The organism is Colwellia psychrerythraea (assembly GCF_000764225.1).
Lineage (GTDB): Bacteria > Pseudomonadota > Gammaproteobacteria > Enterobacterales > Alteromonadaceae > Colwellia > Colwellia psychrerythraea_D.
The window spans coordinates 140,709-153,729 of the sequence record NZ_JQED01000055.1 but is presented as its reverse complement, the minus strand read 5'-3'; the positions used below and the strand labels follow the sequence as shown (position 1 = coordinate 153,729).

11 protein-coding genes are annotated in these 13,021 nt (G+C 36.5%); 2 read left to right on the top strand and 9 right to left on the bottom strand.

Annotated features, from left to right (window positions below):
- Positions 1 to 7 precede the first annotated feature (7 nt).
- Genes ND2E_RS22550 through ND2E_RS03000 form a run of 3 tightly spaced genes read right to left on the bottom strand, consistent with a single transcriptional unit; the run spans position 8 to position 3,690 of the window.
- A complete protein-coding gene (locus ND2E_RS22550) occupies positions 8 to 1,207 on the bottom strand; it encodes a restriction endonuclease subunit S (RefSeq protein ID WP_052056946.1) in 1,200 nt (399 codons plus the stop codon).
- Positions 1,197 to 2,783, bottom strand: coding sequence for a type I restriction-modification system subunit M (locus tag ND2E_RS02995; RefSeq protein ID WP_033095463.1), 1,587 nt, complete (start codon positions 2,781 to 2,783; stop codon positions 1,197 to 1,199). Before ND2E_RS02995 ends, ND2E_RS22550 begins: the two co-directional genes overlap by 11 nt.
- 37 nt (positions 2,784 to 2,820) lie before the next feature.
- On the bottom strand, positions 2,821 to 3,690 hold the full coding sequence (locus tag ND2E_RS03000) for a WYL domain-containing protein (RefSeq protein ID WP_033095462.1): 870 nt from the start codon (positions 3,688 to 3,690) through the stop codon (positions 2,821 to 2,823).
- 129 nt (positions 3,691 to 3,819) lie between these two features.
- Between ND2E_RS03000 and ND2E_RS23405 the strand changes: the two genes are divergently transcribed.
- On the top strand, positions 3,820 to 4,074 hold the full coding sequence (locus ND2E_RS23405; RefSeq protein WP_033095461.1) for an antitoxin Xre/MbcA/ParS toxin-binding domain-containing protein: 255 nt from the start codon (positions 3,820 to 3,822) through the stop codon (positions 4,072 to 4,074).
- A gap of 13 nt (positions 4,075 to 4,087) precedes the next feature.
- The gene (locus ND2E_RS22545; protein WP_052056945.1) at positions 4,088 to 4,792 is read left to right on the top strand and encodes an arsenate reductase/protein-tyrosine-phosphatase family protein; all 705 of its coding nucleotides are present in this window, start codon (positions 4,088 to 4,090) and stop codon (positions 4,790 to 4,792) included.
- 28 nt (positions 4,793 to 4,820) lie between these two features.
- Here ND2E_RS22545 and ND2E_RS03010 read toward each other — a convergent pair whose 3' ends face one another.
- From ND2E_RS03010 to ND2E_RS03035, 6 genes are read right to left on the bottom strand one after another with little or no spacing between them, the layout of a single operon-like run.
- Positions 4,821 to 6,989, bottom strand: coding sequence for an AAA family ATPase (locus ND2E_RS03010; RefSeq protein WP_033095460.1), 2,169 nt, complete (start codon positions 6,987 to 6,989; stop codon positions 4,821 to 4,823).
- Positions 6,986 to 7,438 (bottom strand): VPA1267 family protein, encoded by a 453-nt coding sequence (locus ND2E_RS03015; RefSeq protein WP_223303692.1) that lies wholly within the window; start codon positions 7,436 to 7,438, stop codon positions 6,986 to 6,988. The genes ND2E_RS03010 and ND2E_RS03015 overlap by 4 nt, the downstream gene beginning before the upstream one ends.
- Entirely contained in the window at positions 7,438 to 7,875 is a 438-nt protein-coding gene (locus ND2E_RS03020) for a coiled-coil domain-containing protein (protein WP_033095459.1), read from the bottom strand. The genes ND2E_RS03015 and ND2E_RS03020 overlap by 1 nt, the downstream gene beginning before the upstream one ends.
- 2 nt (positions 7,876 to 7,877) lie before the next feature.
- The gene (locus ND2E_RS03025) at positions 7,878 to 9,923 is read right to left on the bottom strand and encodes an integrase (protein ID WP_033095458.1); all 2,046 of its coding nucleotides are present in this window, start codon (positions 9,921 to 9,923) and stop codon (positions 7,878 to 7,880) included.
- Positions 9,916 to 11,484 carry a site-specific integrase gene (locus tag ND2E_RS03030; protein WP_190277867.1) on the bottom strand — a complete coding sequence of 523 codons (1,569 nt, stop codon included), beginning with the start codon at positions 11,482 to 11,484 and terminating at the stop codon, positions 9,916 to 9,918. The genes ND2E_RS03025 and ND2E_RS03030 overlap by 8 nt, the downstream gene beginning before the upstream one ends.
- Positions 11,477 to 12,808 carry a site-specific integrase gene (locus ND2E_RS03035; RefSeq protein ID WP_223303691.1) on the bottom strand — a complete coding sequence of 444 codons (1,332 nt, stop codon included), beginning with the start codon at positions 12,806 to 12,808 and terminating at the stop codon, positions 11,477 to 11,479. Before ND2E_RS03035 ends, ND2E_RS03030 begins: the two co-directional genes overlap by 8 nt.
- Between the last annotated feature and the right edge of the window lie 213 nt (positions 12,809 to 13,021).

Sequence of the window (13,021 nt, the reverse complement as noted above, 5' to 3'; positions counted from 1 at the left end):
TTTATTCCTACACAAACATCTGCTGTAACAAGCCTTTTTTGAAGGTTTGAGTTAGTTCGATTTGTTTTTTAACTTGAGACAGTTTGTCATCCAAGGTTTCTAAAAATGAAGCTATTTTTCTTTGTTCTTCAATACAAGGAATGGAAATAGAATCAATCAAGACACGCTGATTATTAATCTTCATATCATTCTTAGCGCCTTTATGTACCAATGGTCGTAAATACCTATTCACATTATCATCAAGTGCGAAGTAGTAATCTAAGTATTTGTGATATGCAGTATTTTTGCAGCTATAAACTGCATAAAGGGTTGATACAATCCCTGCCTTTCCTTGATTCGATTTAATAATCCCGTATGGGTTAGCCTTTAAAGGACTTTTTGTGTAAACAATATCGCCTTCATGAACTACGTGATAATTAGCTACTGATTCACCTGCATATGAGCGTCCTAAATGTTTTATTTGATTTACAATTCCTAAATCACCTGAAACAGATAGAACATCATTTTTATTGAAGGTTAAACCGCTATTACGTACTTTATGTTCTATTAGAAGTTCATTTAATTTTAGTACTTTCCAATTAGGAAAGTCATTACCCTCTTTATCTTTAAATCGAATCCTTTGCTTGAATATTTGTTGAAGCATTCCTTTTTTGTATAGCTGTAATATATTTACTCTTTCTTTTAAGATGTTTATTTTTCCATCAATCGCTATAAAAACACTTGATACTTTTTCTTGCTCTGACTGACTTGATGGGTAATTAAATGGGTAGGCATTTATGAATTCCATATCTGCTCGGGGCATTTTAGACCCTGAGCTAATAGTTGATACTCTATGGAATTTCTCTGTACTTAGTAAACTTTTAAGGAATTCATTTGTTAGATAATTAGTTTCTAAAGGAAGTATCTCTGAGGAACAAACCCCATCAAAAGGAGCTATACAGTATTTTCTAAGATTCGGCCTTAGCTTTCCAAAGAGAACCTGACCTTTAGAAAAACTATTTTTAGTACTTTTTTGTAGCTTAGAATCAATAAACCCAATTAATCTACCAGTTCCTTTCTCAATATGCTCTAACTCAATGCATGAAACATTATCTCCCATCTCAGGATTAAATTTCCCTTTAGATATAGAAACAAGTTCGCCAAAAGGCTTTATATCCCAACTTTCAGAGAATTCTTTAAATCGTATATGAGGAGTCTTACTTTCCATTACTGCCTCCAAAAGGGAATCTAACCCCTAGTTCCAAAGAAAACTCTTTTAATCTTTTATCTATAGATTTTTCTTTTTCATCCAGTTTAATAGCTAAGTCGGTTACGTTTTTTAAATCAACCATCTCTTCTTCAATAAATGTATCTACATACCTAGGAATATTAAGGTTAAATTCATTTTTATTAGCTACTTCTTCCTTTTTTGCTACATAAGAAAATTTATCTATAAACTCTCTTTTTAACAAAGCATCTAGAACTCTATTTATATCTTCCTTTTCAATATGGTTTTGACTCATACCTCTTGTGTAGTAACGGCTTGCATCAATGAAAAAGATATCATCACGTGTTCTATTTTTTTTAAGTAACAAAATACAAGTTGGAATAGGTGTTCCATAAAATACATTTGCAGGTAACCCAATAACTGCATCAATACAATTTTTATCTTTTATTAAATGTTTACGAATATGCCCTTCTGCTGCCCCACGAAACAATATGCCATGTGGTAATACCACCGCCATAGTGCCATTTTCATCGAGTTGATGAATCATGTGCTGAACAAAAGCAAAATCTGCTTTGCCTTTTGGCGCTAACTTACCATAATCTTGAAAACGCTCATCTGTTAAAAAGCCTGCTGAGGCACTCCAGTCTGCCGAGAATGGAGGATTTGCTACTACGGCTTCAAAGCGTTTTTCAACATGATGTGGTTGCTCAAGTGTATCGTCTTGTTGAATATCAAAATTACGGTAATGCACACCATGTAAAATCATATTCATACGGGCTAAGTTGTAAGTACTTGGGTTAGATTCTTGACCAAAGTAACCGCCAACTTCACCGCCTTTACGTTTGATCTCTTTTGATACTTTTAATAGAAGCGAGCCTGAGCCACAAGTAGGGTCGTACACGCTTTTAAGTTTGTCTTTACCTTGTGTTACTAACTTGGCCAGTAATGTTGAAACCATAGGTGGCGTATAAAACTCACCGGCTTTTTTACCTGCGCCTGAAGCAAACTGACCAATAAGATATTCGTAGGCATCACCTAATACATCAATGTCAGTTTCATGGTGAAGAAAATCAATATCATCAAGGTGAGTAAGCACTTTAGAAATAAGCTCATTTTTAGCGTTTTCTGTTTTACCTAGTTTGTTTGAAGTTAAGTCTAAGTCATCAAACAAACCGTTGAAGTCATCTTCTGCGGCTGTGCCCATAGTGCTTTGTTCAATATGGTTAAGTACTTCAGATAAATCTTCTAAAATAAATTCGCCGTTTTCACCTTTTTGAGCCAATACATGAAATAGCTCGTTAGGTTTTAAGAAGTAACCTAAATGGTCGATTGTCTCTTCTTTAATGGCTTCTAAGTATTCTTTGCCTTCGTCTGTGTTTTCATCAATAGCGTCAAACTTGATGCCGTCTTCTTTTAATAAATCATCTGCATATAAATCCATACGCTCAGACAAATACTTGTAGAAGATAAACCCTAAAATATAATCACGAAATTCATCGGCACTCATGTTGCCACGTAAGGTATTGGCAATGTTCCAGAGTTGTTTTTCTAATGCTTTTTTGTGTTGTTCAACCATGTTGGTTAACTTCCTTTTTAAATTCTTTAATGAGTGTTTAGCTATGCTGATAGCCGGGTGCAATTGCGAGATTTTCTGCACCGTATAATGTTTGTATATTCTGTAAATAAAGCTGATATTCTGGGCCTGAAAGTGAAGCACTTTCAGAACAATCCACGTTCCAACGCCTTAGTAAATAACCTGCCATTGCCGCACGCACGTTAACTTCTAACATCCCTTTTTCCATACCAAAATCAAGCTTTATGGCGGTTGGATGCTTAACGTTATTTGGGTGCGGAATAATTTGTAACGGCACCATACGCATCCACTGATGATCTTCTAACTTATCTTCTTCAGGGGGTGATGTCTGTGCGAGAATTGTAACTTTGGTAATGCGAGTTAAAACGAAGTCTCTAAATGACTTTGATTTGCGATCATACGCTCTTAAATGCCAACGTAAGCCATTATCTACGATTGAATGAGGCACTAACCCTCTAGCACCCGAACCACTGCTTAAAGACGTATATATAACGCTAATAGGCTTATGGTTGATGATAGCTTGAGATAGCTTAGCGATAATATCGATATCAGGAACGTTTAACGGGCTTGGTGATTCAATAGGGAATGAAGTATCACCAATAGAATCAAAGCCATCACTGATGTTATTCGCTAACTTAATAAGCGTGCGGCGAGCATCATGTTTAAATATGGGCTTGAATTGCGTGGTGATGAAATATTTTTTCTCTACATTGTCATACGCCATATTTTCAGGCGCATTGTCTTTGTAAAATTTTAAATCTCTGGTTGCTGCGGCAAGGCCTAATTCGAAATGACTGACTATTTCACTACGAGTTACCATCCCAGTGAAATAGAGCTTAAAGTCGATATAAGCTAAGCGCTGCTTCTGTGCAAAACTGAATTCGTCCATTCGATAAATCTGATTCTATTGACATTTTCTAATTTGATTGAAATAGTATGTATCATTATGAGTTAGACAGCAAATAGATTTTGTGCTTTAGTGTTGATATAGATCATCACTATTTAAAAGCTCAAATTTATGTCTAATCAAAACGCCAAACCCTCCCTAGAAAAACATACTAATTTAACTGAACTAGAGTATTTAAAAGCCGAGCATTTCGATATTCATCAAGAACTGATGCAGCAATTTAAATGTGATGTTCGGGTGTGCCAAGAATGGCTAACTAATCCCAAGCGCCCCTTGCAAGGTAAGTCACCGTTTGAACAGCTAACAATTAATGCTGATGAAGTGATGGGTATGTTAGTTCGCATGAGAACGGGTGACTTCTCATGAAGGGTAAGTGCTAGTGAATATTCTATTTTTGTGTACCGCGAATATACAACGCAGTAAAACAGCTGAAGAAATATTTCGAGCTGCTAATAAAAATCATCAATACAAATCCGCTGGCATCAGTGCCAAGTATGTGCAGAAAGCTAACTCAACACTTTGTACCGAAGAATTGCTGAAATGGGCTGATCAAATTTATGTGTTTGAACAGCAACATATTGACCGCATTCAAAAGCATACTGACGATGCATTCTTGCCGAAGATAATCAATCTACACATTCCTGATGATTATCAATATTTTCAGCGAGAGCTTGTTTTGCTTTTACTAGAACGTGTTAAATTAGTAAATTATGAGCACACTCCAATTATAAACCACAGCGTAGCTTTCGATTTAGGGAGCAGCCTTCTTGAAAAGTGGGGTTGCACCACTATTCAGAAGCTAGCTATTTTAGGAGTAAATAAAACTGATTATCATCGCTTTCAAACAGATCCAAGTGCAGTATCTTTAAATACAGAACAACTTGAACGCCTCAGTTATGTTGCAAGAATTCATCAGAGTCTTAAGGTGACTTTTTCTAATCCTAAGAATGTGTATGGCTTCATGAGCATGAAAAACAATAATTCATTTTTTAATGGTAGAACTCCGCTATCGATCATAGCTACAGGTAACTTTGACGATTTTTATGATGTATTTAAGTGTATTGACAGCACGGTAATTAGATAACAAAAGAGAGCCCATCAAGAAATATTTCTTATATTTTTAAAAGCTCAGGTAAATAGCTGTTACGTTTTTTGGAATTGCTTTCGTTTCGTATTATTTGTGCAAAGTCATCAGCATTCCCTACAATATGTACTTCACTCTCAGCTCTCGTTATTGCTGTATACAACCAGGCACGGTCTAAAATCCGTCCTTTCTGAAAAGCGATAATTATACGAGGGAACTGTGAACCCTGAGCTTTATGAAGGGTAATTGCGTAACCTAGTTCCATGCAATCTAGTACCGATTGATCAATTTCTATCGTTTCCCCTGCATCAAGCGTTACTTTTCCAAAATTATTAGCCGCTGGCTCAATACTACTTAAAATACCAAGAGAGCCATTTTGAACACCCTTGTCGTAATTGTTTTGAGTAAAAAGGATTACATCATTGACTCGTAAATTTTGATGGTAACTTTCTCCGTGCATTTCAAATTTAAGTAAGCTGCCTTTGGGATTAGTTGTATGCTGAGTCAGTTTATTTATATCAGAAACTAACTGTTTTGTTGGAGCGATAATACGGCTATTTTCTGGTGAGCGCTGATATAATTCACAACAAACCTGAGCAATATTCTTCTTGTCTGTTTCATGAAAAAAAATATTACCCGTTGAAAGATGAGCAGGCACTTCTCCTTGATTAACCATGCAGGAATACTCTGGAATTGCCGAACTACCTTCTTGACGTTTCACAATTTCAAGTTTTGTATTGGTAATTTTCTTGGCTAGAACAATATCAGCTAACAACTTTCCGCATCCTATAGGTGGAAGCTGATCTGGGTCGCCTGAAAAAACAATCCTTACCGATGGGTGAATATGATTTACTATTCGATACATTGTCGGTAGATCTATCATGCTTGCTTCGTCTATTACCAACAAATGACCTTTGTGCGATAAATTTGGAGCAATACTTTCTCGTCTCAATAACGCTGCAATTGTAGAAGTTTTAAAGCCCACGGATTCATGTAAACGCATTGCAGCCCTTCCACTAAGTGCAACAGCATGAATTTCAAAACCCATTTGATGATAAGCGCCTAGTACAGCTCTAAGCACTGTAGTTTTACCTGTACCAGCACCACCTGTAATACAACTTACGGCATTATCTAGACAACTAATAACGGCTTTTTCTTGTCCTTTCGTCAATTCATAAGGTAATTCTGCAATCGCATTAATATAAGCTAGCTCTGCTTGCTTATCATAAAAAGATGGTTGTATTGCTAGTGACTTTAGCCGCTTAGCTACAACATTTTCCATTAACAGCTGGGCTGTTGGATGATAACTTCCCGTATCAGGGTTGAGAATATACTGCGCTCGGTCATAACCCGCCTTAAAAGCTGCATTAACAAGCTCATTACTTTTCAAAAACTTGGTTAATCTAGGCCGTAAATTATCCTGCGAAGTATATGTGTGACCTTTTTCAATTTCTTTTCGAATAGCCATTTCTATAGCTGCACTTAAACGTCTGTGATCACTTAACTCAACCTGAAAGCTCAACGCTGGATTTGTGGCTATTTGATCGATATCGTCAAATGACATACCAAACCCAACTAGTGCATACGGATTAGTCTTTATAGACTCAATAGATTTTTCACCATGATGCCTTATTAAACGCTGTTGAACACTTGTAGGTATACTATGCTCAGACATCCAGTTACAAAACGCTAAATTTTTATATTTTGAATAGCCATTAAACAGAGTGTCAATAGACTCTTCGCTCAGGATACTTTTAAGCTCTTTTCTTGCATGGGCTGTATCACCTTTCAATACTGAATGAAGGTTTTTGCCCAATAAGTTCCATATCGCTCTAGCTTTAGATTCTCCGATACCTTTAAAGTCAGCGTTATTAGCCATAAATCGAATTAATTGCTCTCCATTGCTTGGCAAGGTGCATTTAGTTTGAACTGGTGACTTATAGGTATGCTGTTGCATTATGTATTCGCCGATATCCATGTCTTCAACCAGCTTATTGCCTTTAACATACCAATGCTGACCTATTTCTGGTTGTATAGGGATATAATCGGGGTTTACTTTGATAGTAACGTAATATTTACCACTATTTTTTTTATATGAGCCTTTATTAAGAGGAACACCACTAAAAATAACGATATTTTTCGATGAAAATGGAATACTAGTTACTCTAAAAAAATCTTCATACTCTACATGATTCATCTAGGCATAAAACCCATTTCAGAGATTGTTTTAGTGAGCTCACCATACCTTTCAAGTTGATTTTTTAAGCCTTTTATTACTGATTTTAATTCAATATTTTCAGCTTCTAGTAAAGAAAGTCGCTTGGAATTTAATCTTTTTGGACTATCAGAGCTGTCATATTCTTTTGCTTTATTATCTATTTTTTTATCGCTATCTTTCAGTTGAGGAAGTATGTTTCTTTTTCTTAGATCATCTTCTAATGCCTTAAGCTCTCTTTTCAAGTTAGGGTTTTGAGTAAGAGCCGACTTACCACACCCAACTTCCATTGCTAATTGACTTCGATTTAAATTACCATCACGTGTTATTTGCTTGAAATCTTCATCACTTTGCGTGGCTACCCATACCCGAAATTTATCTAGGTTTTGTTGCGCCGCTTGCTGCCCATTTATTCCTTTTGCAGTAGCCACTACGCCCCCCCAGTTTTACGCTTAATTTCGATTAATGGCAGCTCTAACATATCAATCGCATCATCGAGTGTATCCATACGAATTCCATTTATATATGCATTATGTTGCCAAAGAATAAATCGCTGTTCATAAGCTTCTATTTTCATCTCAGCTCTGTTCAATTCAGCTTCTAGACTTGAAATTTGGTTATGTAAATACTCAACATCACTATTCTGTTCAGAATCATCTTGAACCTCTTCACGCAAGGCTCTTTGTCGTGCAGTAAATGCTTTTTGGATAATTTCATAACTTGATAATGCTTGTCGCGTAACACTATCAAGCTCAAGAATTTTTATAACTTCCTTACACAATAAGGGCCAAGTAAGTTTGCCTTTCCATGTATCAATTAGGTGGACGATATCAATTATATTCTCCGCTGTTATTACGATTTTAGGCATAATTACAGCTCCATTATTTTGAAAATATCATCAGGAACATCTAGATCAGCAGGCTGCTTAATATCATTAGCTAGCCCTTTATCTCGGAGCATTTCTTTAACAGGAGAAGGATCGTATTCTTCAGGCATTCTGATGACCGCACCCTCAGGAATATTTTCATTCTCAAGTAAGCTGATTTTTGTGCGGATATGAGTTATTCGCCAAATATGACTACTAACCCAACGATCAGCTCCAAATACACCAGCACCTTCATCTTTTATCGCTTTACTTAACTGAGCTTTAACTTCAGTCTCTCTTTTTTTAAGTATCTTCAAGGAGTCACTAAACCCCTTGATACACACTAATTCTTTACATGTTTCGCAGTCACCATTGCTCTGGCAGGGTAATATTGCATAATCATGCTCACAGATACCAAGCTCTGTAACAATTGCAGAACCTGGCAAGTCTTTCCCAACATCAACAAATGAGATAGGAATTCGATGTTTGATTTTTTCCAATACATTTGCGTCTTCCGGTATCATTAGTTCTGCGGTTTGTTCAGCTTTCTGTGCTTCTGGTCGATTATCATATTTTCTGTTATCGCTTACTTGGGCTCGTCCCGCCCAGTTTGCTAAGTGAAGCTCTCCCATACCTCCATCTTCACTCATTGTACTTAACCAATGTCGTGCACAATGTGTGTTCAATTCTATAGACTCTCCACTTTTTAAACTAAATCCATGTTTTGCCCATAAAGTACGATCACCTTTTGCATCTTTCTCAACAAAACGATCGTTTACATGATTAACCGTAGGTAAAGAAAATGAGAAACCACGTGTATTGAAATCTGCATGGAACTCGTTTTCACGATGAAGCAATAATGCCTCAGAAGCTTTTACATTTTTATTCTTATCAACATAAGGCCAGTTTGGAAACTTACGTGTGTATTTCTGATATTCATGCGCACCCAAAGATCGGTAAGATATATTTCCGTTATTTTCATCACGCAGCTTAGTTAACCATATGACATTATTATCAAGGCTGGCATAGTCTGTTGATATAGCTGCATTAAATTGTTCGATTGATAATGCATCATCAAGAGAAAAGCCTGCTGGTGTGATACACCCTGAATGTATGTTAAATTGCCCTGGGTTTTCTTCTGCAAATTTTGCAGCTTCGCGAGCTGGTTTTCCAATTCGTTTTAATCGTTCAACTGCTTCGACTACCACATCCTCCATTTCAGTTGGCACCCATTTAATCTTCGCTTTGCCTTTTTTAGCAGCCACCCAGCGAATTCCTAGTTTTTCTACTCCGGCCCGGTTTTCTTCCCACTCCAGGCAGTTAACAGGTAGTTCAAACTCTTCAGAACATCTACTCGGTGCGCACATCAAAAGTGCAAATACTGCTGTAAAATATTCAGCTTCTATTCCTAATACTGGAGCTTTACTAAAGATATCAGCAACAAGCATCATTTCTTCATTGGTTGGCATTTTATCTTTTCGGCATTCATTTCCTTCTTCATCAACTGCGATTGTTAGATCTTTTTCCTTAGGATATGGATTAGACCATTCAGGCAACCCTGGAGCGATCAATTGTTTTCGACAAAAGTTTAATATTAACTCCATTTGATAGCCTGCTTTATTTCGTGCAGTAGCATCAGATAGTTGCCTGTGGAACACATCATTTAGACGAGCTAAAACAGTTCCATCAATGCGTAATATATCAGCCTCTCCTGCACCTAAAATTAGTGCTTCTTCGAGTATGCGAATTGCTTCCATATGTCTTTGTAAATTGGATACGGGATTGTCTGTGTATACATTTTTTATGTATGCTTTAGCAAATTCGATAAATGGTGATGAAAGAGGTTCAAAATGATATGAATTTGACGGTTTTAAGTTAGTTGAAAACCGTGCAATAACCTTGCGAGTATGCTTATATGTTGACCAATTGTTTTCTAGCCAATTATCAGATCCAAATGCAATCAAATGCTTTCGACAGTTTTCAATAAAGGTCTGTAAGTTTTGTTCTGCTGTCCACTCAGATTTTGCCTTAAACCTTACAACGTTAGTCATTATTTGTTTCCCCTGTGTGATTCTGATTCATCTCAGCACAAGCTTGCACAACCCATTCAACGGCAAGAATCAATGTGTCTTTAGTGGATGCATATTCTTCGCTTTTCGTTGCTTTTAACCTAGCTTCTTTTTCTTTGTATAGACTTTCCAGAAACTTCTCATGAGGTGCATCCAGCAAAGGTCTAAATTTTTCACATACATAGCAAGATTCATAGCCTTTAACGCAAAAATCATTCGTTCCACATGCACCAACTACGTCATTATCTTTATTTGGTATTTTGGCGGTAGGATCGTCACCGCGTTCACCATCGGCACTACTGCAAATAATCTCCCCTTTAAAAGCTCTCGCAAATGGCGCTAACTGTTTACCGACAGCCTGATCAATATAGGTCACTGTATCCGCTGTGTTCTCCGTATAAACCATAACGTTTTGTGTATCTGAATGGTCTAATGCCTCAGCTATTACCGCAGCACTAATCCCCTTACGCCCGAGGTTGGTGCCACGAGTGCGACGAAAGCGCCTTGCTGAAAGAAGAATCCGTTCACCTGTTCGCTCACTAATCGCTTCGTGACGAATATTTACTGTTCTCATAAAATTATCACGAAGCTGAATAGTCGAACTATGGAGTAGATCTGTGTTTAACAAGTCACCTAATTTAATTGGTTCTTTTGAATTAGAGAAAATTTGTTGAGTAGTGCTCCAGTCAACGAATAATGGAGTTAAGGCTTTTTGAAGCGGACTTAATTTTAAGCCATACACTTTACTTAACTTCTTTTGTTGAGTTTTACTTAGATTCAATAGAGTAAGATACAACTCTTCCGTTATTGCTACACGCTTAAAAGCCTGCCTAAAGCCCACACCCTGCTGCTTCGCTCTTGGCACATTAAGGAAATAATTTGATGTTTTTTTACCCTCTGATTGTTCTTTGATAATATCTTGAGCTTTAAGTTGGCGAAGTTGGATTGATCTTCTTGCTGTTGCTTGCAGAGTTGAAAGATAAGAATAACAATCGAAAGAAATGAGATCTTCAGTAAATAACCGGATTAACTCATTAGCAATAGTCAGTTGTTCATTTTGACTAAATGCACCATAAATAGGGCAACGATTAGCTATAGCAACTCCTTTAACAGAACCTTTTAAACGCATTCCTTCCAATACATCTACAACCGCTTTAGAAATGCCAGAGTAACCATAATCATACCAACTTAACAAAAACCCTCGTAGCGAGCCCAAATACCATTCATTTTCATCATTGAGCATTCCGCGCCAGTTACGTATAACATTTTCATTTACTTCTTCACATCCAATATCACGGATCATTCGTTGGAATCGCAGGTACATATTAGAAGTATGGCCAACAGAATACTCTTCGGCATATCTTGCTAAGGTCTTTTTTAACCCTTTTAATGTTTTTGGCTCAATAGCTAGAACATCAGGTTGAAAGCTAATTTTAGTTTCTTTGTTTAAGATCCATACATTACTGTTTATATTAAATGTATATCCATCTCTTGATATTCTATTGGAAGAATTAAGGTTTGATATTGCTCTTACATCACTCATGACAACCACCAGTTTTTCGCATTTGATCCACTTTTTCTTTTAATTCTTCTTGTTCAGTCAGAGATACCTCATTTGCTTTTTTCGCTATGTGGCGCTGGTTGTAGATGTCCCCTGATGTTTCACTAGAATGCCCCATATGATGCATTCTCATTTTTGCTTCACTACCACTATCTATATGTGTATAGCCTTCAATATTCGAAGCTGCTAATTCGTTATTAGCATCGATTTTCTCTGAAAACTCTTTATTCCAATAATGTCTAAGGTAGTGAGGATGAATTAAGCTAAATTTATCATCTACTTTTTTCATCATTGGTACGATAGTGTTATCAAAAGTCGAAGTAGAAATAGGATCTCCTTGTGTTTCACCTTTTCTATGCACCACAAGTAAATAAGGATGTTTATTTGCATTAGGCACTTTGCTGCGATACTTATCGATATAAGTATTTAGTACCTTAGCAGTCTCATCATCTATCCGTAGCATTCGCTCTTTCGTTTTTGCAACCGGTTGTTTATTTCTTGTGTCACTTTTGTCATCGTGTGTTCTTTTCACCCAGACGCACTTTTTACTTCCGTGTAACACCATGTGAGTTATTTTCAGTGACAGCAATTCTCCGCGTCTAATGGCCAGTTTCTTGAGTAAACGAAACATTAAGTGGTTTCTATAACGTACGCTTTCTACCTTAAATGGATTTTTAGGATTATCGTAATGTGCAACTTCCATAAATTCTTGGATTAATTCTTTTGGTATGTTTTTACCATTGACTTCATCTTTGACTTTTTTCCCTTTTCCTTTTGGTCTAGATTTTTTGAAGCGTTTCTCCATTTTTTCAACTTTGTTGGTGATGCTGGAGCTATTAACATGCTGTGATGCAAGCTTCGCTAAAAAATCTAAATATTCGATAACAGATGTCATTCGGTTGTAATGATGGTTACGACCAACAGATGGCGTAACATCAATCAACTTAGGCGCTAGATTTAATGATATGACTTTATTTTTCTTATCAACTTTTTTGGAATGTTTTTTTAAGGGGATATGTACTGCGAGGTAATTTTTGAGTTCTTTAATATCTAAATCGGTGAGAAATCGGCCTCTTTGAAATTCGGTATAAAGATCTCTTTGCTTTTCCTGCTGCCACTCTAAGAAATGCTTAATATGATTAAGCTTATTCGTAATCGTTTGCGCAGTAAGAGTTTCTGACCTTAGTTTAGAAGTAACCCAAAGAGTGGTGTGAGGGTGGGGGAAACCATCATTACCCAAAAGTACTGGATATCGTTCACCATTTTGAAATTGTATTGTCTTTACGATCATTCTTAACATTCCCATGCAGCTAGACCTAAAAGCTAACATAAGAAAATTTGAAGTTAAAGACTTATACTTTTTGTAAGTATATGATATAATTAGACTTATTATACTGATTTAGCCTAAAATGTCAATAGAGTTCGATTTTCGACTAATATGTATTGACCAAAACTCTGATTGCTAATCGAAATTCACTCACTCATTTTTTGTTTTATTTTTACAGTTTTGTTTACGTTG

Coding starts and splice junctions, on each gene's coding strand:
- ND2E_RS22550 (WP_052056946.1), bottom strand. CDS start 1,207: ATGGAAAGTAAGACTCCTCATATACGATTTAAAGAATTCTCTGAAAGT.
- ND2E_RS02995 (WP_033095463.1), bottom strand. CDS start 2,783: ATGGTTGAACAACACAAAAAAGCATTAGAAAAACAACTCTGGAACATT.
- ND2E_RS03000 (WP_033095462.1), bottom strand. CDS start 3,690: ATGGACGAATTCAGTTTTGCACAGAAGCAGCGCTTAGCTTATATCGAC.
- ND2E_RS23405 (WP_033095461.1), top strand. CDS start 3,820: ATGTCTAATCAAAACGCCAAACCCTCCCTAGAAAAACATACTAATTTA.
- ND2E_RS03010 (WP_033095460.1), bottom strand. CDS start 6,989: ATGAATCATGTAGAGTATGAAGATTTTTTTAGAGTAACTAGTATTCCA.
- ND2E_RS03020 (WP_033095459.1), bottom strand. CDS start 7,875: ATGCCTAAAATCGTAATAACAGCGGAGAATATAATTGATATCGTCCAC.
- ND2E_RS03025 (WP_033095458.1), bottom strand. CDS start 9,923: ATGACTAACGTTGTAAGGTTTAAGGCAAAATCTGAGTGGACAGCAGAA.
- ND2E_RS03030 (WP_190277867.1), bottom strand. CDS start 11,484: ATGAGTGATGTAAGAGCAATATCAAACCTTAATTCTTCCAATAGAATA.
- ND2E_RS03035 (WP_223303691.1), bottom strand. CDS start 12,808: ATGGGAATGTTAAGAATGATCGTAAAGACAATACAATTTCAAAATGGT.